Origin of the sequence: Candidatus Babela massiliensis, from assembly GCF_000513475.1 — a bacterium.
Classification (GTDB): domain Bacteria; phylum Babelota; class Babeliae; order Babelales; family Babelaceae; genus Babela; species Babela massiliensis.
The window spans coordinates 416,075-434,790 of record NC_023003.1; the positions used below are offsets into that span (position 1 = coordinate 416,075).

The following is an 18,716-nucleotide window of genomic DNA, read 5'->3' on the forward strand; positions in this document are numbered from 1 at the left end:
TAAATTAACTTAATGTCTATTAACAGAATTTATAACATTAAACATTGAACTTAATATAGAACCTGAAATAGGATCAATACCTGCTGGAATAAATACAAATGGAGTAGGCCTTGTTGTTTTAGAAATTCCTTTATTTTTATTATACCAAGTCCAAGCTCTTTGCCATAAATATCTGATATTTTCCCTAGTAATATTATCTTTAGACCAAGTACCCATATTTTCTTGAACTCCATAAGCGACTCCACCAATAGCCGCTGTTAAAAGGGTATCTCTAGCTTTGATAGCAAAGCTATCAGGAGAAAAGCGACTCCCTAACATATCACAGGAATATTTCAAAAAATATAAATAAATTTAAAGAAATATTTGAAGTTGAAAAGAATTGTTTTGTCAAAATAAAAATTTTGAATCAAAAAAGTTCAATATATAAAAAATGAATAAGCTATTATAATATAATAAAATCTTTCAATTCTATATAACCACCTTATACCAATTTTTTTTAATTATGGTATACTTTTAATAAAGATAAACAAAGATTAATTAATATTATATTTATTTTTAAGAATAAGAATTATGAGTAAAGCAGACTATTACAAAGTACTTGGTGTACCTAAAACGGCTACCCAAGATGAAATTAAATCAGCATATAGAAAATTGGCTCTAAAATATCATCCTGATAGAAATCCGGACAACAAAGAGGCTGAAGAAAAATTCAAAGAAGCTGCTGAAGCTTATGAAGTTCTTTCAAATACTGAAAAGCGTAAGCAGTATGATCAATTTGGTCATGAAGGTCCTTCAATGGGTGGCTTTGGCGCAAATATGAATATGGATGATATCTTTAGCAACTTTGAAGATATATTTGGCAATATCTTTGGAGCAGGACAGAAAAAGAAAAGTAAAAAATCAGGTCCTACACCAAAAAGAGGACAAGATCTGGCTAAAGAATTAAATATAAGCCTTGAAGAATCATTCTTAGGTACAACAAAAGATATTAAAGTATATCGTTATGTAAGCTGTGATGTATGTCATGGAAAAGGTTCTCAAGAACCTTCATCAATAGAAGTTTGTAAAGAATGTACAGGAACCGGACAAGTTGGTTATCGACATGGAATATTCATGTATACTCAAGCATGTCCAGTATGTAATGGTGAAGGCTTCATAATTAAAAATCCATGTACAAAATGTAAAGGTCAAACTAGAATTCAGCAATACGATAGCTTAAAAATTAGTATTCCAAAGGGAATATTTGATAAAGCTGAATTAAGAATTCCTGAAAAAGGTGATGCTGGGACCTTTAACGGACCTGCTGGTGACTTATATTTAAGAGTACATGTAATGCCTCATCCAACATTCAAAAGAGTGGAAGATGACATACACTGTTCAATTTTACTAACATATCCACAATTTGTATTTGGATCTCAAGTAGAAATTGAAAATATAGATGGCACTAAAGAAAGTCTAAAAGTTCCTAAAGGTTGGCAAATTGGCGATCCTATAAGAATTAAAGGTCAAGGATTTCAAAAAATAAGAGGTAAAACTAAAGGTGATTTAGTAGTAACTCCAAAATGTGATATACCTAAAAAGCTATCTGCCTCTGCTGAAAAAGCGTTAAAAGAGTATTCTGATGCTATTGGAACTCAAATCAACGAAAATGAATCAGATGGTTCAATAAAAAGTTTTTTTAAAAAATTTTTAGGCTAATCTAAAAAAATAGTTTAAACTTTATAATCAAATAAGTTTTTCATATTAAAAGTGTTGGGTTTAGATTATGTGTTTTTCTGCAAAAGCAAGTTTTATTGCCTCTATATCGCTTGGATTTATCGGTTTAGCTACTTTAAAACAAGTAAAAAAAAAGACGCAATTGCTTTTTGCACTTATACCACTAATGTTTTCTATTCAACAGTTTAGTGAAGGACTTATTTGGTTATTAAAAGACAATTTTAGTACCAATCATATTTTAATAAAAGCTTTATCTTATATATTTTTAAATTTTGCACTTATAATTTGGCCTATAGTTATTCCTTTATCTCTTTATAATTTAGAAGAAGATAAAAATAGAAGATGGTATTTAAAAATACTTTTATCACTGGGACTTGCATGGGCTATTTTATTTTTTGTAGTACTATTAAAAGAGCAGGTTTTTGTGGCTATCGAATGCTCACATATTTACTATAATGTTCATGTACCATTTTATAAAAACTATAATTTAGCATTAACAGTTTATGGTATGACAACTATATTGCCATTTTTTATCTCAACAAGAAAAAGCATGAAAATATTTGGAACCTTACTTTTATTCTCATGTCTAATATCTTATGTATGCTGGTATAATTATTTAACTTCTGTTTGGTGCTTTTTTGCAGCACTATTGAGCTTATCGGTTTACGTTATTATTAAGTGGCAAAATATAAAAGAAAACTATTTGACTGTACTTAATAGATACAAAAATCTAAATAAAATTTAAATACTAACAAATTTTTTCTTTAAGCTTTTTTTAGACATTTTTAGAGAGTTTTTATTAGTTAAGCTTATTTTTTGAATCATTTGGAAAAAAAATTCTCGATCGATACTCTTAACAACTGCTTGCTCATGAGCTTCTGATAAAGCAACAGGATAGCCTTGTCCTTTTTTACATTGATCGATAATCAACTTAAGTAAACTATCAAGATATTCAAGATCCTGAGAAAGCCAGGAAGGAAATTCGACTCTTATTATTTCACTTTCTATATTTATATAACAGAAATTTATCTTTAAATGATCAGGATAATAATTTAAAATTTTTGTATTGCTCAAAAATATATTTGATCTACAAAATGGCTTTAAAATATGATCCATTAAATCAGAATCAACTACGTTGTCTAAAAGATTTTTCTCAGTCAAATTATTATCTAAAGAAGAGTGTAAATAATCATAAGATAGATCAGGAATGATAGATAATAAAATACCGTTTTTGATAATATTTACTATATCTTTGCTTTTAGTAAAACTAATAAAACCAAATACAGGAATGCGTTTTTGGTAAAATTCATCAAGAACTTTAATATATCTTGATAAAAAATAATCTCTTATTTTAATATCTTTACTATCTAAATGACTAAATATAAGAGTACCATCTAGTAAAGCAATAATATTTTTAGAATAATTTTTAGCATTTATACTTAATTCAAGACACTTTTGAATTTCAAGCTCATTACGCTTACAATTTATAATTTCTTGAGATAAATGTTCAGTATTTTGTATTTCCTTATAAAGATATGGAACAGAACTGAAGTTAACTTGTGATACAGGATCTAAATAATTTATTTGAACTAACCCCAAATTAAGCAAAAAACAAGATATTCCGTAATGCCTATCGGGATATATCTGAGAGCCATCAACTGAGATAACTGTATACAATAAAAATTTATTATCTAAATTAAGATCTTTGACCTGATCTATATTATTTATATAATCAGGCATAGTATATTTAGCTTCTTGACTTAAAATTAACCTTATTTGATCTTGGTGTTCTCTTAACCAATCAAAATATTGACGAGCTAGTTCTACTTCCTGATTAATATTAAAAAAATACTTAGGAACAAATTCATTTAGCTTTAATATCAACTTATTTTTATCAAGCATATAATATTACTTTAAATTATTTATACCGATATTTAAAGCTTCTAATGGCAATAGAGCACATTTTAAACGCATAGGTCCTAAATCTAATTCTATCATGTTTAATATATCTTCTTTAGATAAATTTTTAACAAAATCAAAATCTTTATTAATTATATATTCAGTCAACATAGAAGCAGTCGCTTGACTAATTATACATCCTTGACCTTGAAAAGCAATCTTTTCAAAACAGTTATTATTTACTAATGCTTGAAATAATACACTATCTCCACAAGAAAAATTAGTTAATTCTGCTTTAAAATTATAACCTTCAATAACACCATAATTTCTCGGGTTTTGATAATGCTCAAACAATTTTTTTTTATACAAACTCATAAAAATTTACAAATAATCTAATATCAAAAAATATTTATCAACAAATAGGGCATTTGCATTATTATTATAATGCTGTAAAATAATAAATAGCACTATGCTATTTAATTAATATTATAACATAATTATAAGGATTTTTCATGTTAAAAATTAATCAATATATTAAAAAACATTTCTATTATGTTGCTTTAGCAACATTAATATTTGTAAATTCTGCTTATTCTAAAGTAATAATTTGGGATTTAGGAGATACTTTACTAGAGATTGATCAATTGGCAATGGCAGGTCAAATAGGAATGGGTGATCTATTTTTTCACTCACTGTTTAGCTGGAGTAGCCCAATAGAGATAAAAGATCAAGTATTTAAAATATTAAATCAAATAAAAAAGCCTACTAACAGACCACATCATCCAACATATAATGAACAGCTATTACCAGAATTAATATGTAATTGGCTTGAAGGCTCTAAAGATAGCCAACAAATCTCTAAAGAAGTTAATCAATTTATAGATGATCCTAAAAATTCTAAATTTTTCTCAAGCGATAGGCATAAAAGAATTATAAAAAATAGCATAGAAGCTATGTTTAATTCTAAAGAGCTTGCAAAAAACATGAAACCTATCAAATCAAATATTAAACTCCTTGAAAAATGTGCTAAAAAAAATCACAAATTATTTATCCTTTCTAATTTCGATGCAAAAACCTTTAATTGCTTAAAAAAATCAAGACGCTTTAAAAAAGTGTTTCAATACTTTAAACCAGAAAATATAGTTATATCAAGCGATATAGGTCTATTAAAGCCAGATCCTAAAATATATGATCATATAATCAAAAAATACAATTTAGATCCTAAAGAATGTACTTTCATAGATGATCAAAAAGATAATCTAAAAGCCGCTGAAAAAGCAGGAATAAAGACTATTTTTTATAAAGGTACTAAGCAACTTGAAAAAGAGTTAAAATCTCAAAAACTAATATAGTTATTTACTTATTTGATTTAAAAATAGCAGCTTATATATTAATTAAGCTGCTATTTTATTTTATAATATCTTAAGATAATTTAGCTTATGTAATTTTATTATAAAATAAGGATTCAATGGACTATGCAATTGAATTAAAATCTATAGTTAAGGCATACTATTCTAATAATAATCAAATTTTCCATGCAATTGATAACCTAACTTTAAATATAGACAAAGGAGAAATTGTTGGATTTCTAGGTCCAAATGGAGCTGGGAAAACTACAACCATTAAGATTCTATGCAACTTAATAAATCCTACAAGCGGAGAAATCAAGCTTAACGGATTTGATATTAAGAAAGATCGTAATAATGCAATGAAACAAGTAGGAGTAGTACTTGAGGGAAGTAGAAATCTCTTTTGGCAAATTACTCCTCAACAAAATTTGATATATTTTGGTCGCCTTAAAGGAATAAATAAAAATATATTAAATAATCAAATAGATAAATTATTAACAGAATTAGATTTGTTAAAAGTAAAAAATGAGATAGTTAATAAACTTTCAAGAGGAGACCAGCAGAAACTATCAATTGCCTGTGCTTTAATTTCTAATCCTGAAATAATTATACTTGATGAACCTACTCTTGGATTAGATTTGGAATCATCAAGAAATCTTAAAGACTGGATCAAAGCACTGTCAAAAGAAGAAAATAAAACTATAATATTAACTACTAATCAATTAGATATTGCTCAAAAAATATGTAATCGAATTATTTTTATGAATAAAGGCAAATTAGTTGCTGATAAAAATATATTGGAGTTTTTAGAATTATTTAAAGAAGAGTATTACAAAATAATTATATCCTCTAACAATTTGGATAACTGTCAAGAAACTTTAAAAGTACTTTTACCAAGCATGGATATACAAAGAAATGAAAATGAAATTATCTTAACCGGAATTATATCAAGTCAAGAAGAGCTTTATAATAAAATTTCAGTCATATATAGCAATCACTTACAAATCTTATCTATAAATAAGATTAAATATAATCTTGAAGATATTTTTATGTTACTTTCTAAAAAATAAAGTACGGTTAATAATGAAAAATATACTTAATTCATTTTACAAAATAAGTATACTAATATTAAATGACATAAATCTAATAAGCTTAATGTATAGATATTATAAATGGAGTGCCTTAGCAGATACTATAACTTCTATCTTAGATTTTGTTTGGTGGATTTTATTACTTGATAATGGTTCTTTGACCTCAGAAAAAATAGGCCCTCTTGCTATTGGTTATTTTATATGGTTCTATGCCTATCTATTTATTTGGGACACTACATATTTTATATCTGAAAGCTCTCAAACTGGAGTTCTTGAACAATTATTTTTAAATCCTAACCCTTTTTATAGCAAATTAATAATAAGATATATAGCTAATATACCTTTTTGGACATTGCAAAACTTATTAATACTATTAACACTAGTAGCTATAACTGGTGCTTATATTCCCTTTAATTTAGCCTCTCTTTTGGTATTTATAATCACTATATTTGGAATCGTAGGATTTTCATTAATCATTGCTGGATTTGGAATAATATTTAAAAAAACCCAATCTTTTGCATATCTAATTACCAATATTTTACTGTTTCTAAATGGTTCGATTTTACCAATAGAGAATATGCCATTTTGGTTAAGACAGATAAGTAGAAGTTTACCTAGCACACAAGGAATAATTGTAATAAGAGAATTAATTTTTAACAATAAAACCTTACTTGATTGCTTATATGATACAAGTTTAATTTTTCTGATATTTAACTCTTTTATATATTTTGCCTTAGGCTTAATTGTATTTATGCTCTGTCAAAAGTGGGTTCAAAATAAAGGCATAATTGGACATTATTAGATTTATTTTCTAAAGAGCTTATTAAGTGCTTTTACTAAAGTTTCAACTTCTTCAAATGTATTGTAAATATAAAAGCTTGCTCTTACAGAACCATTAATACCTATATTCTTAAAAAGAGGTTGAGCACAATGATTACCTGCTCGAACTGCTATGTTAAATTGATCTAAATAAAAAGCAATATCATGAGGATGATATAAAGTAGAGACAAAACTAACAATATGACCAGAATTTGATAATTGGTCTTTAGGACCTAAAATCTTTATATGATCAAACTTAGATAACTCTTGAATCAAATAAGCACATAAAGCACTTTCATGTTTTTTTAGCAAATCATAATCTATATTGTCACTTATATATTTTATAGCTTGAGATAGACCTATAGCTTGAGCAATAGCAGGAGTTCCTGCTTGATAACAATTAGGAGGATTTAATGAAATAAAATCATAGTCATTAACATCTAAGACCATACCTCCGCCTAATTGATAAGGTCTTACTTCTTTTTGCATATCTTTAGATATATATAAAACCCCTATTGCAGTAGGACCCAAAATCTTATGACCCGAAAATGCTAAAAAATCTATATTTAAGTTTTTAAGATTAAAATCTCTATGTCCAATAGTTTGAGCAGCATCAACTAATACTTTTGCATTATATACTTTTGCATGTTTTATAATAAAATCAAGATCAGTAATTGATCCAACCGCATTAGAACAACTAGTAATAGAGACTAATTTAGTTTTATTTGATAATAATTTAGTATAAGCTTTATAATCAAGCTCAAAATTATTAGTAATTGGTATATACTTAAGCACTATATCTTTCTCTTGCATTAATCTAATCCAAGGTAAAATATTAGAGTGATGCTCAAGTTTACTGATAATAATTTCATCACCAGGTTTTAAATTATAAGAAGCCCAAGATTGAGCTATAAAGTTTATACCCTCAGTAGTTCCTTTAGTAAATATAATTTCATCTTTATCAGCACCTATAAATTTAGAAACAGTCTCTCTTGACTCTTCATATAAAGTAGTTGCTTGCTCAGATTTGGAATAAATTCCTCTATGAACAGGCGCATTATGATATGCATAATAATTAGATATAGCTTCTATAACTTGATAAGGTTTTTGAGAAGTAGATGCATTATCAAAGTAAATAATAGAATCTAACTCTTTTGATTTTAAGTAGGGAAAATCTTTTCTTATATTTAGCATTTTTTTAAATTATATTAATTAAATAATTAATTTATATTAAGTCTAATATAATATTGCAATTAATAAAAGAATTATTATAAATTAAGTATAATTAAATTTTAGGAAATAATTATGTCAAAACTAGTAATTAATAAAGATCTAAATAATACTTATTTTATCTCTGAATCTAATGATGAGAGATTAAACATAATAGCACAAATTCTTATTGATAAAAAATTAAGAAAATATTTTTATAAAATTCTTAATGATATTTCTACTGTTGCAGAACACGAGACATATCATATAACTAGTTCAGATCAAAATTTTGACTATACCTTTCATCTAAAAGGAGATCAATTTTTGGTAATAAACTTAAGAGAGATAAATAAGCCTGAAGAAATCAAAAATATAGAAGAGCTAGAGAAAGTATATCAAACTGATATTCCTAAAGATACTTTAATAGATTTAATTATCAATATCGAAGAATTAATGGATAGCCAAAAAAATGAAATTCTCCTAACTGCATCACAAGATAATTTTAATATTGAATAGCTTAATTATAGTATAATACCTTTTGATTTATTTAATAAAATTTATTATTTTTAAATTAATAGATTATTATAATAGATAAAGAATATGCTCATTCCAAAAAAATTACGCTCAAAGTTAAAAACATTAATATACATATTAATACTGATTTTGATATCCACTCATCTTAGTATTCATTCAAAAAAATCAGTCAAAAATGTGACTATATTTATCCATGGTACTTTTATGCCTGGACTAGCCTTATTAAACCCATTTAAAACCTACAATCAAACTGTAAGCCCTAATGATAGATACTATAAATGCTTAAAGAGATTGCGCCAAGATCCAGTTTTATATGAAGACTCGATTATGTTAGAGGAAGGTTTAAAAAAGATTGACTCTACTATTCTTTATCAATATTCTCAATTTAACTTAATTCCTGCTCATAGTAAAAAAGGAGCTTATCAAGCAATAGGTGCTTATGATATGCTATCTAAATATATAAATCATAATAAAAATAGCGATTATTATACTTTTGGATTCTCTGGAATATTGAGTGATAACTATAGAAAAGAAGCTGGTCATTTATTATATCATGAACTTAATAAAATCATTAAAAAATATCTTCAAGAAGGATATAAGCCCGTAATAACTATCTGTGCTTATAGTCATGGAGGAAATGTAGCACTATATTTATCAGATGCAGAAAATATATATAAAGAAAGTTTAAAGATAGATAAATTAGTCCTTTATGGTACTCCTATTCAAGAAGAAACTGCACTATTTGCTCATGATGAAATTTTCAAAAAAATTTATAACTTTTACTCTCAAGCAGATCAAGTACAACATAATGATTCATTTTCAACATCAAGTAGCCAAAGCTTTAGAACATTTAAAGATTTATATAATTATAATAGTAGATATAAATTAGATTACTATCAAAAGATTATAGATATCAGATTGCTTGCTCAAGATGATGCTATGATCTTTGGTCATTTTAATTTTTGGTACTTCAATAGATATAGTAGTTGGCCTACTAAAGTAAAACCAGAAATAGAAGAAGTATGTTCATTTTTAGATCCCTTGCCAATTGCTATTTTAACACCAATCTTTTTATATTTAGTAGATCAAACCGATCAGTCTAATCAAATAGATATCTCTATTTTAGCAGATAATCAAGAACTCAATATATTAGCTACAGATACTATAAATAATAAAATAATCTCCCAGACAAATAATTTAGAAATAGTACTTAATAAAATACAAAAATATGCAAAATCAAGTTGGCAACCATATACCAATACTGATGAAACAACGAGACTTGGAGTAGGTATATTAGCAGCTTTACAAAGTTTAATAACATAATTTTTTGATTTAATACTAAAAATTATATAGACTTGTAATTACAAGATTTTTAAGATACCTAAATACAAAGGATTATTTATGTATAGGCGTAATTATACAAAAAACAAAAACAATCAAATATTTAATACAATAAACTCTTTAAATACTCTAGTCTCTTCTATTTCCGGACTTATTAATTCCAATTTTATTATGGCCTGTTGGGTCGTTCAATTATAATCAAAAAAATCTAATTTTTTCTCTTTAAGTTTATTATAATAGCTATAATATATTTATTAAAAATTAAACATAACAAATTAAATTTGTAATTTTATCAATTAAAATCTAAATAGAAAATTAATTCTATTTAATTATCAAACATAAAGCATAAAGGGTAAATCGATGAAAAAGTACTCGCAATCTTTAATACTTAAAACGGGATTGGCTATATTTGCAATGTTATTTGGATCTGCAAATCTAATATTTCCAATGAAAATAGGAGTTATCTCTGGAGATAAAACAGCTATAGGATTAATTGGATTTATATTAAGTGGTATTTTGATACCTATGGCAGGATTAATGAGCATGGTATTTTTTAATGGAGATTATCGAGCCTTTTTTTATAGAATAGGCAAAGTTCCAGGAAATATTTTGATAGCTTTATGTATGCTTATAATTGGACCATTAGTAGCAATGCCGAGAATTATTACATTTTCTTATGAAATAGTAAGACCTTTTGTAGGAAATCACTTATCTTTATTATTGTTTAGCACAATATTTAGTATAATTACTTTTATATTTACCTATAAAAAAAATTCGTTATTAGATTCAATAGGTAAAATATTAAGTCCTTTATTATTACTTTCATTATCAGGAATATTTTCAATAGGTTATTGGCTTAAAGATGGTACTATAAAAACTGTTTTACCAGATTGGCAGGTTTTTTCAAAAAGCTTTTTAATTGGATATAATACTTTAGACTTACTAGGAACAATATTTTTTGCTTCTATAGTTATATCAATTCTTTACAGTACTTTAGAAAAAGATCAAACAAAAAATCCAAAATACATGGCTAAAATAATGAGCATCTCAAGCTTAATTGCTGGAGTACTATTAGCATTGGTATATTGCGGCATAGCCTATTTAGGAGCGTGGCACGGTAAAGAATTTGCAGCTCTTGATGAAGGAAAGATATTTATAAATACCATACTAAAAATAGTTGGTTCTCAAGGAGCTTTAGTTTTAGCAGCAACTGTATTTCTTGCTTGTTTAACTACTATTATTGCTCTTACATCGGTAGTTAGTGAATACTTAAAAAACGGTATAACCAAGAATAGATTATCCTATATAAATTGCTTAATAATAATACTAGTAACAGCAACATTTATGTCACAATTTGAATTAGGGCCTTTACTTAAATTCTCTGCACCTTTAATATCTATAGCATATCCAGTATTAATTACTTTAACATTTTGCAATCTAGCATATAAATTATGGGGATTTAAGCCAGTTAAAATACCTGTTTTAATTACTTTAATTATAAGCAGCTATTTCTACGGTCCTAAATTTATTAACATATTAAAAGAATCTAAAAATTTAATAGAAAAAGTATAATAAAAAAAGGCCTAGTAAAACTAGGCCTTTTAATTTAATCTTTATAGCTAAAATAATTTTTAGACAAGTTTTTGATATTCTTATCGGTCAAACCTATTTCTCTAAGCCATTTAACAGCACGAAGAGCAGATTTACATCCAGCTGCAGCTGCAACTATTGCTTGACGATATTCAGCATCTTCAACATCACCCGCTGCAAAAACACCTTTTACCGAAGTTTCTTGAGTTACCGGATCAATAGTAATATAACCAAATTTATTAAGAGATAAAGACTTTTCAAAGAGTTCAGTATTAGGATTTTGACCTATTGCTAAAAATAGACCATCGACTTTCATAGTACTTACTTCTTGAGTTATACTATCTTTAACTTCTAAGCCGTTAACTAGTTCTCCATCGCCTAGAACTTTTAATACCTGTTTATTATATATAACCTTTATATTTTCAAAATCTTCTAATTTATCACGCAATGTCTTAGTAGCTTTCATATTAACGTCACGAACTAAAATAAATATATTTTTAGCATAAGGTGCAAGCTGCATAGCTTCTTCAACTGCACTATCACCTCCACCTACAATAGCAACATCTCTATCTTTAAAGAAATGACAATCACAAACAGCACAAGAAGAAACTCCTCTACCCCAATAATCTAATTCTCCTTCAACTCCTAATTTTCTTGGAGCAGCGCCAGTAGATATTATTATAGAAAGAGCATTAATCTTATCTCCAGATTCAGTATTCAAAACAAAAGGCCATTTATCAAAATCAACACTGGTAATAACATCTTCAATTATAGTAACTCCAAAATCTCTAGCTTGTTCAAATAGACCATCCATGATATCATTTGCAAAAGCCTTTTTTATACCAGGCCAATTTTCAATATAAGTAGTTTGAGTTAATTGTCCTCCTGGCAAGTTACCTGTAAATACAACAGTATGCATTCCTCCTCTTCTTCCATAAAGAGCTGCTGTTAATCCTGCAGGTCCCGAGCCTATAACTACTATAGGAACAATATTATTTTTTTTAGCAATACTATTAAGATCTAAATTATATAATCTTGAAGGCAAACTTTCTCTTTCATTAGAACTGAAAATAGAAACAAAACAAGAAAATATTAAAAAAATATTCATTATTTTAATCATATACATTATTGACCTCTCTTTTTCATTTAAAAACATAAAATACCTAAGAAAAAATAACTCAATTAAAAAACGAAAGCAAATATTAATATTTGCTTTCGTTTGTATTTAAAATAAAATTGCTTGTAAAAATTATTTTAAGATATTTTCATTTTAAAAGAAGGGGTATTAATTGAAAATGCAGGCTTCTGCTTAGTTGAAAGAGTTGAACGAATCTGTTTCATAATTTTATAAAAAGTTTCTCTATTATTATACGAAAATTCTCCTATAGTATTTAAATTATTATAGGCCAATATAGCAGTTCCTGCACCTAAAGTTCCCACAGCGGTTAATTTAGCATACTTTTTAAGCTCAGCACTTTTTCTACCATCGAATTTAGATTTCATAATCTCATTAAATTTAGCTGATATATTCTTATAATTATCTCCATGTAATACAATTAACCCTGTAGCTCCTAATATTGTTGTACATAAAGCCAAATTACGTAACTGCTTATGTTTAATAGAGTTTTGAGGTAAACTTTGTTTAGCTTTTGTATCCTCAATTATATTAGAACCACCAAAAATAGGGTTTGTTAATATTACTAAAGAGAACACTAATATACTTTTCTTAATATTACTCATATTTAAATTACCTACGTAATTATATATCAATGTTAATAATTATTTATCACATTTTGCTAAATATTTATTTTCAACAGGTCAAATATAATCAAACACCTTAAAGAGCTCTAATTGAATATGCCTTAAGATTTTCTTGAAGTAATATAATATGCAACAGAACCTAACAGTAATCCACCTGCAATAGACAAAACTGTAGCTTCTTTATCATTAAGCCCTTCGTCCTTTATCTCTTCCCATTTAATTACAGCAGGAATAACTATATCATCGCTTATTATATTTTCGGCTTTATTTTTTATACTTGTTACTTTTTCTCTAAAAATTTCACTATTTTCATATAAAATAGCAGATACTATGCCTGTTCCAGTTAAAATAGTAACAGGATAATAAAAATTTTTATTGTTAATAACATTTTTAAAATTATTCCAAACATTACTTAAAGTGGAATTAAAAGATTCTACAGGTAATATATTACCGCACGAAAACAACCCAACTAAAAATATAGATCTAAATTTCATCATTTTATAATCCTTTATATTTTCTAATTCAAAAACAAAACTTTATAATAAAATTATTATACTTAATAATAATATATCAAAATAAAAAAAAATAAAAAAAGCCCGGACAATTTGAAAGAAATAAAAAAAATAGCGCCCCATTAAATAGGGCGCCTAAAAAATAAATTTATATAATATTAATATTATAAGATTTAATTGCTTCAGTCACTAAACCTTGTTGCTCATTATTCAATATAGAAAAGAACAACGGATCTTGAATTAAAGTAAAATTACCTTCTAAAGCTTGATTAATAACATTATGTACATCTTGGTATTGTGCCCATTGATCATGGGTTAAACTTGAAGTTAAATTGCTTAAGTAATTTTTGAAGTTAGTTAACTTAATATCTTCTTTCATATCTTCAACAATAATATTATGAAATCTAGTTCTGCTTTTATAGTAACTGTATAACTTTTTAAGACCAAAAGCTGATACTCCTAAAGCAAAAGCTCCTAATAAGTATTTCTTACTATTATTTTGAGAGTCATCTACTGAAATTATCTCTTGAGATGAATTATTATTAGCTTTGTTCATTACTCCTAAAATTGAATGCCTATGAACAACAAAATCTTGCCGAGAAGCAGGAGAATCAATTAGCGTAAATAAAGAATTTCTATCACTATTTTTATTTGCTTGAACTCGATTATTCACAACATTTCTTACAAGACCTGCCATAGAATATAATTTAGTACTAAAATTTAAGGGTATAATCGCTGAAAGTAAAATTACTAATAACTTATTATTCAACATAATTTTGCCTCCACATATTTCTAACTAATTTACTTTTTCTCTAAAGTAAATTTTTCTATCATTAATTCAACAATAGCTTTTTGTTCTTCGTTAAGAGCGCATAAAAAATGCTCAAAATCTTTATCTTTCAAAATCAATGGATTACCATGAATTCTTATCAATTTATCATCCATATCATCATACATGTGCCATTGATCATTAGATAAAGTAGCTATAAGTTTATCAAATAATTGCTCAAAACCTAAGTTATCAAATCTATGTTGAACACCATTTGGTACTTTTGGTTCTTGATTTTCGGCTATAAAGTCAAAAATATCATCTTGAGTAGTTTGACTTGCTTGATCTGTTTCAACTTTTTTTAAAGGAGTTCTTATTTTATAAAATTTATTATAAAGCCAATATCCACCGCCTAAGGTAATTACTGCTGCAGCAACCATCATTCCTCTACCTGTTGGAGTATGTATAAATCTAGTGGCTTGAATCTCAGGTTCATAATCCTCAGGTTTCGAATTCATCAAAAAGAATAATCTCTTAGCTGGTCCTTCCCCCAGATCTTCCACAATTTCCTCTGGTGTTCGAATATCTGTTGGGCAACGAGGAGTAGAACGTACTGTAGGAGTTTCAGAAGAAGTTTCCATAGAAAACAAAGAATTAGTAAAACTAAAGAAAAGTAAAGATGTGAGTATATATCTCATATTCATAATCAACCTCCAATAAATATTTGATATTTTAATTTTTAAAATAAATCATTAAAAAGAAAAGATATTAATAGCAAGGCCCTGAGTTCAGGGCCTTGTTTGATTATTTCTTATTACACGCTAGGCAAATGATATTTTTCAACATATTTACCAAGTAATTTATAACCTGCAATAAGACCTACACCAGTTGCGCCTGTTACAGCAGCTATTTTTGTATATTTAGCTTTTTTAGCTTTATCCATTTTGCTATAGCTATCTTTTAAAGAATTATATTTTGCTTTTAAAGAATTAAGCTTATCTTTTGTAAAATTCTTAGCTTGAGCAGCTTTATTATTTACAGCATCTTTAAAATTCTTGTTATATTTATAAGCAGCAGCAAAACCAGTTGTTCCTAAAGTACCTAAAGCTAAAACTACTTTTGTAGACTTATTTAAGCCCTTTACATAATCAAAAGAAGCTTTTCCTGCTTGAGCTGTTGCATTTGCACCCTTAATTGCATTTGAGTACGCATAATTACCAGCTGTTTTTGCGCTACCTTTAATCTTTTCCCAAGTAGGTATATAATCATTCCACGCTGCAAAAGCACTATTTGCTGGAACTAATAAAGCTAAAGTTAGCATATATTTTTTTAAATTATTCATATTATTTACCTCGTTTATATAATTCAATATATTTCTTACTTATTTTTAATTTTATTATAAATATTAGCAATACCCCAAACTGCTGCTGTAGAGGCTCCTGCAAGAGCTGTATACTTAGCAACTTTTTTAGCTTTAGCTTCTTGAGCATCAGTTACATTATATTTTTCTTTTAAATCAGCATACTTATTTTGAATAGCTGCCAACTTGTTATTTGCAAATCTCTTAACTGGAGAAAGTTTATCATTAACCGCTCTATTAAATTTTGTATTTTTATTATACGCAATTCCTGTAGCAGTTAAACCCGTAGCTATTACAGCTAGAACAGCACTATTTTTAGAATTATTTTTAATTACATCTTGTAATCTAGATGAATTAACAAATGCAAAATCCTTAAACTTTTCAGATAATTCTGAAGTTTTAGAAGATATAGCATTCCAAGTATTTTTTGTTATATCTTTCGCACTTTGCAAAGTAGGAATACTCCAAGATATTGCAAAAGCACTGTTTACTGGAATTAATAGTGACAACGCTAACATTGTCTTTTTCAAATTATTCATATTTATTTACCTCCGTAATTATGAATTAATTTTAGATTATTGTTTTTATTATCAACTCAAATTAAATATTAAATTTAAGCTTATATTTAATATAATACCTGTTAATTTTTTATTTGCAACTGGTTAACTATTTGCGCTTTTTACCCTTAATAGCATTAAATTTATTGTTAATACCTTTGAACATACCCTGGAGATTTTGCATATTTCCTTTTACATAACTATGCAAACCATTAAGATTTTCGCTTATAGAACGAAATTTTTTATTATTAGAATCATTTATCTCATTTATACGTACGTCTATATTTTTAAGCTTCGCATTATTATTTAATTGTAAATATATAACTGTACCTAATAATCCCGCTAGAGCGGTTCCAATTACCAAATTATTTTTATCAATTAAATCAAATTTAGACTTAATTTGCTTTAATTTATCTTGAGAATAATCTTTGACTTTTAAAGCTCTTTTATCCACATTTTCTTTGAATTTTTTATTCTTTTTATAAGAAACTATACCTGTAACAGCCGCCGTACCTGCAATAGCAGTAGTAAGTATAGCCTTTGGATTATTCTTAACCAAACTTCCAAAATCAACAAAAGCAAAAGCATTACTAAACGGTAATAATAATGCTAAAGACAAAGCTGTTTTTTTAACCATACTCATATTTTACCTCAAATTATTTTATTTTAAATTTATTAATAATTTTTAATTTTATGCTAAAAACACTTTTAACACTTTATATAAAATATTATAGATTTAAAATTTATTTGCAACTGGGTTACGAGTCAGAAGTAAATCTCTAATTGAATAGGTATTAGATAATAAATATCATTAGTTTTGCTTAAGTAGTTTGCTTGTCACATCTATATTATAAATATAAAAAGAGATACCTAAAAAATTTTAGGTATCTCGTTAATCTAAACTTATAGAAATAATTTAACTTAAAATGTAATTTTTTTACATTTTAAACTCTATAATAGTTGAACTTCTTATTTATCAAAAAGCTTTTTGTACACTTTATAGCTAGAGGGATTTAAGTATGAATTATTCCATTCTTCTTTCTTTTTTTGATCATTGTTTTCGATTGCATTATCAATTAAAGTAAGAATATTAGAATCACAATTCAATGCCAAATCACGAGCTGATTGATCTTTATTATTTCTAGCATAAAAATCAAGAAAATCAAAAGTTAATAACTTTTTAACAAGCCACTCTTTTTTGGCATGATTTACCATTAAATTAGGATTAGCTCCAGCAATAATCAATTTAGCCACCTCTACTTCAACATGATCAGTATAATTAATTTCTAAAATAACTTTCAAATTAGCGTTTAATTCTTCTTTGCTGAAATTTATAAATTCCGCTGCACAACGTTTTTTTAAATAATATTTGGCATAGTTTAGCAAATCGTCTTTTAGCACAATACATTCTTTGCTATTTAATAATTTTTCAATTTTATCTAACAAACTAAATAAATCATCATTTTGTTGAAATAGCTCTCTTAATTTTTTTAGTAACTCTAACTTAATAGAAGCTGTATTTTTAAAATCAAAATCTTTTTTATTATAATCACGCAAAAAGTTACTAGCACCAATATTATTGTTTATATTAGCTACGTCTAAAGCTGATTCGCCATTATTATTTTTAATATTAATATCAGCCCCATACCCTAATAGAAGTTGTATAGCATCTATTAGGTCATTATCTTTCGAGCAATCACAGTTCACTAGATGAATTAAAGCAGTATTGCCATTATTATCTTGCATATTAATATTAACATCATGCACTAATAAAAATTCAATTAATTTTCCTCTATCGAGAGACTTTTTAGTTACAGCAATCATTAGGGCTGTCATTCCTCTATCATCTTGCAAATCAATATTTGCTCCTTTACTAATTAATAGCCGAACCAAACTATAGTCTTTCCACATAGTAGCTTCCATCAAAAGAGTTCTTCCTAATAAGCCGCGATCATTAATATAAGCACCATTGTCGATTAACATTTCTACTAAATCTTGGTTATGTCGCGCTTCTAGAAAATTACTATTAATATTACTCCACCCAGTATAAGGAGAATAAGCTTTATGCTCACCGCATTTTTCAATCGCTCTACTTAAAATACATTCACCTTGCCTATCTCTAGCATTAATATTAAGACCATATTTTATTAACTTAGGTATTAAATTAGAAAAATCAGACCGTATAATCTTAAATAATATAGGTGACAAT

The 18,716-nt window shown here is 26.8% G+C and carries 21 protein-coding genes; 8 read left to right on the plus strand and 13 right to left on the minus strand.

Annotated features, from left to right (window positions below; genetic code table 11):
* Positions 1 to 9 precede the first annotated feature (9 nt).
* Entirely contained in the window at positions 10 to 318 is a 309-nt protein-coding gene (locus tag BABL1_RS01800) for a hypothetical protein (RefSeq protein WP_023791618.1), read from the minus strand.
* A 252-nt stretch (positions 319 to 570) separates the two neighbouring features.
* On the opposite strand from BABL1_RS01800, the gene dnaJ reads away from it, so the two are divergent.
* On the plus strand, positions 571 to 1,698 hold the full coding sequence (dnaJ, locus tag BABL1_RS01805) for a molecular chaperone DnaJ (protein WP_023791622.1): 1,128 nt from the start codon (positions 571 to 573) through the stop codon (positions 1,696 to 1,698).
* A 67-nt stretch (positions 1,699 to 1,765) separates the two neighbouring features.
* Entirely contained in the window at positions 1,766 to 2,461 is a 696-nt protein-coding gene (locus BABL1_RS01810) for a DUF6629 family protein (protein ID WP_023791625.1), read from the plus strand.
* Here the strand turns inward: BABL1_RS01810 and BABL1_RS01815 are convergent.
* Together BABL1_RS01815 and BABL1_RS01820 are read right to left on the minus strand one after the other, a co-directional pair.
* Positions 2,458 to 3,618, minus strand: a complete 1,161-nt coding sequence (locus BABL1_RS01815) for a DNA double-strand break repair nuclease NurA (protein WP_023791628.1) — start codon at positions 3,616 to 3,618, stop codon at positions 2,458 to 2,460. The genes BABL1_RS01810 and BABL1_RS01815 overlap by 4 nt on opposite strands.
* A 6-nt stretch (positions 3,619 to 3,624) precedes the next feature.
* On the minus strand, positions 3,625 to 3,990 hold the full coding sequence (locus BABL1_RS01820) for an iron-sulfur cluster assembly scaffold protein (RefSeq protein WP_023791630.1): 366 nt from the start codon (positions 3,988 to 3,990) through the stop codon (positions 3,625 to 3,627).
* Positions 3,991 to 4,127: 137 nt separating this feature from the next.
* Between BABL1_RS01820 and BABL1_RS05235 the strand changes: the two genes are divergently transcribed.
* The 3 genes from BABL1_RS05235 (at position 4,128) to BABL1_RS01835 (ending at position 6,857) form a co-directional block, all read left to right on the plus strand.
* Entirely contained in the window at positions 4,128 to 4,967 is an 840-nt protein-coding gene (locus tag BABL1_RS05235) for an HAD-IA family hydrolase (RefSeq protein ID WP_023791633.1), read from the plus strand.
* Between the two features lie 116 nt (positions 4,968 to 5,083).
* Positions 5,084 to 6,034, plus strand: coding sequence for an ABC transporter ATP-binding protein (locus BABL1_RS01830; RefSeq protein WP_023791635.1), 951 nt, complete (start codon positions 5,084 to 5,086; stop codon positions 6,032 to 6,034).
* A 13-nt stretch (positions 6,035 to 6,047) separates the two neighbouring features.
* Positions 6,048 to 6,857: an ABC transporter permease gene (locus tag BABL1_RS01835; protein ID WP_023791638.1), complete on the plus strand. Its 810-nt coding sequence runs from the start codon at positions 6,048 to 6,050 to the stop codon at positions 6,855 to 6,857.
* 2 nt (positions 6,858 to 6,859) lie between these two features.
* Here BABL1_RS01835 and BABL1_RS01840 read toward each other — a convergent pair whose 3' ends face one another.
* Positions 6,860 to 8,068 (minus strand): aminotransferase class V-fold PLP-dependent enzyme, encoded by a 1,209-nt coding sequence (locus BABL1_RS01840; protein ID WP_023791640.1) that lies wholly within the window; start codon positions 8,066 to 8,068, stop codon positions 6,860 to 6,862.
* A 111-nt stretch (positions 8,069 to 8,179) separates the two neighbouring features.
* On the opposite strand from BABL1_RS01840, the gene BABL1_RS01845 reads away from it, so the two are divergent.
* The 3 genes from BABL1_RS01845 to brnQ all read left to right on the plus strand — a co-directional run bounded on the left by BABL1_RS01845 (position 8,180) and on the right by brnQ (position 11,530).
* Positions 8,180 to 8,599, plus strand: a complete 420-nt coding sequence (locus BABL1_RS01845) for a hypothetical protein (protein ID WP_023791642.1) — start codon at positions 8,180 to 8,182, stop codon at positions 8,597 to 8,599.
* Positions 8,600 to 8,746: 147 nt separating this feature from the next.
* Complete coding sequence (locus BABL1_RS01850; protein ID WP_171814729.1) at positions 8,747 to 9,940, plus strand: hypothetical protein; 1,194 nt, start codon at positions 8,747 to 8,749, stop codon at positions 9,938 to 9,940.
* A 378-nt stretch (positions 9,941 to 10,318) separates the two neighbouring features.
* Positions 10,319 to 11,530: a branched-chain amino acid transport system II carrier protein gene (brnQ, locus tag BABL1_RS01855; protein WP_023791647.1), complete on the plus strand. Its 1,212-nt coding sequence runs from the start codon at positions 10,319 to 10,321 to the stop codon at positions 11,528 to 11,530.
* Positions 11,531 to 11,564: 34 nt separating this feature from the next.
* Here the strand turns inward: brnQ and BABL1_RS01860 are convergent, their stop codons facing one another.
* From BABL1_RS01860 to BABL1_RS01900, 9 genes are all read right to left on the minus strand, one after another.
* Entirely contained in the window at positions 11,565 to 12,668 is a 1,104-nt protein-coding gene (locus tag BABL1_RS01860; protein WP_171814730.1) for an NAD(P)/FAD-dependent oxidoreductase, read from the minus strand.
* Between the two features lie 134 nt (positions 12,669 to 12,802).
* Entirely contained in the window at positions 12,803 to 13,288 is a 486-nt protein-coding gene (locus BABL1_RS01865) for a hypothetical protein (protein ID WP_023791653.1), read from the minus strand.
* 122 nt (positions 13,289 to 13,410) lie between these two features.
* Positions 13,411 to 13,806, minus strand: a complete 396-nt coding sequence (locus BABL1_RS01870) for a hypothetical protein (protein ID WP_023791656.1) — start codon at positions 13,804 to 13,806, stop codon at positions 13,411 to 13,413.
* Between the two features lie 163 nt (positions 13,807 to 13,969).
* A complete protein-coding gene (locus BABL1_RS01875) occupies positions 13,970 to 14,593 on the minus strand; it encodes a hypothetical protein (protein WP_023791659.1) in 624 nt (207 codons plus the stop codon).
* Between the two features lie 29 nt (positions 14,594 to 14,622).
* Positions 14,623 to 15,294, minus strand: coding sequence for a hypothetical protein (locus tag BABL1_RS01880; protein ID WP_023791661.1), 672 nt, complete (start codon positions 15,292 to 15,294; stop codon positions 14,623 to 14,625).
* A 110-nt stretch (positions 15,295 to 15,404) separates the two neighbouring features.
* Positions 15,405 to 15,932, minus strand: coding sequence for a hypothetical protein (locus tag BABL1_RS01885; protein ID WP_023791664.1), 528 nt, complete (start codon positions 15,930 to 15,932; stop codon positions 15,405 to 15,407).
* Between the two features lie 35 nt (positions 15,933 to 15,967).
* Positions 15,968 to 16,489 carry a hypothetical protein gene (locus BABL1_RS01890; protein WP_023791667.1) on the minus strand — a complete coding sequence of 174 codons (522 nt, stop codon included), beginning with the start codon at positions 16,487 to 16,489 and terminating at the stop codon, positions 15,968 to 15,970.
* A 127-nt stretch (positions 16,490 to 16,616) separates the two neighbouring features.
* Complete coding sequence (locus BABL1_RS01895; RefSeq protein ID WP_023791669.1) at positions 16,617 to 17,150, minus strand: hypothetical protein; 534 nt, start codon at positions 17,148 to 17,150, stop codon at positions 16,617 to 16,619.
* A 326-nt stretch (positions 17,151 to 17,476) separates the two neighbouring features.
* Complete coding sequence (locus BABL1_RS01900) at positions 17,477 to 18,715, minus strand: ankyrin repeat domain-containing protein (protein WP_023791672.1); 1,239 nt, start codon at positions 18,713 to 18,715, stop codon at positions 17,477 to 17,479.
* Between the last annotated feature and the right edge of the window lies 1 nt (position 18,716).

Excerpts from the sequence above, each read along its gene's own strand:
- BABL1_RS01800 (WP_023791618.1), bottom strand. The coding sequence starts at position 318 with ATGTTAGGGAGTCGCTTTTCTCCTGATAGCTTTGCTATCAAAGCTAGA.
- dnaJ (WP_023791622.1), top strand. The coding sequence starts at position 571 with ATGAGTAAAGCAGACTATTACAAAGTACTTGGTGTACCTAAAACGGCT.
- BABL1_RS01810 (WP_023791625.1), top strand. The coding sequence starts at position 1,766 with ATGTGTTTTTCTGCAAAAGCAAGTTTTATTGCCTCTATATCGCTTGGA.
- BABL1_RS01815 (WP_023791628.1), bottom strand. The coding sequence starts at position 3,618 with ATGCTTGATAAAAATAAGTTGATATTAAAGCTAAATGAATTTGTTCCT.
- BABL1_RS01820 (WP_023791630.1), bottom strand. The coding sequence starts at position 3,990 with ATGAGTTTGTATAAAAAAAAATTGTTTGAGCATTATCAAAACCCGAGA.
- BABL1_RS05235 (WP_023791633.1), top strand. The coding sequence starts at position 4,128 with ATGTTAAAAATTAATCAATATATTAAAAAACATTTCTATTATGTTGCT.
- BABL1_RS01830 (WP_023791635.1), top strand. The coding sequence starts at position 5,084 with ATGGACTATGCAATTGAATTAAAATCTATAGTTAAGGCATACTATTCT.
- BABL1_RS01835 (WP_023791638.1), top strand. The coding sequence starts at position 6,048 with ATGAAAAATATACTTAATTCATTTTACAAAATAAGTATACTAATATTA.
- BABL1_RS01840 (WP_023791640.1), bottom strand. The coding sequence starts at position 8,068 with ATGCTAAATATAAGAAAAGATTTTCCCTACTTAAAATCAAAAGAGTTA.
- BABL1_RS01845 (WP_023791642.1), top strand. The coding sequence starts at position 8,180 with ATGTCAAAACTAGTAATTAATAAAGATCTAAATAATACTTATTTTATC.
- brnQ (WP_023791647.1), top strand. The coding sequence starts at position 10,319 with ATGAAAAAGTACTCGCAATCTTTAATACTTAAAACGGGATTGGCTATA.
- BABL1_RS01860 (WP_171814730.1), bottom strand. The coding sequence starts at position 12,668 with ATGATTAAAATAATGAATATTTTTTTAATATTTTCTTGTTTTGTTTCT.
- BABL1_RS01865 (WP_023791653.1), bottom strand. The coding sequence starts at position 13,288 with ATGAGTAATATTAAGAAAAGTATATTAGTGTTCTCTTTAGTAATATTA.
- BABL1_RS01870 (WP_023791656.1), bottom strand. The coding sequence starts at position 13,806 with ATGATGAAATTTAGATCTATATTTTTAGTTGGGTTGTTTTCGTGCGGT.
- BABL1_RS01875 (WP_023791659.1), bottom strand. The coding sequence starts at position 14,593 with ATGTTGAATAATAAGTTATTAGTAATTTTACTTTCAGCGATTATACCC.
- BABL1_RS01880 (WP_023791661.1), bottom strand. The coding sequence starts at position 15,294 with ATGAATATGAGATATATACTCACATCTTTACTTTTCTTTAGTTTTACT.
- BABL1_RS01885 (WP_023791664.1), bottom strand. The coding sequence starts at position 15,932 with ATGAATAATTTAAAAAAATATATGCTAACTTTAGCTTTATTAGTTCCA.
- BABL1_RS01890 (WP_023791667.1), bottom strand. The coding sequence starts at position 16,489 with ATGAATAATTTGAAAAAGACAATGTTAGCGTTGTCACTATTAATTCCA.
- BABL1_RS01895 (WP_023791669.1), bottom strand. The coding sequence starts at position 17,150 with ATGAGTATGGTTAAAAAAACAGCTTTGTCTTTAGCATTATTATTACCG.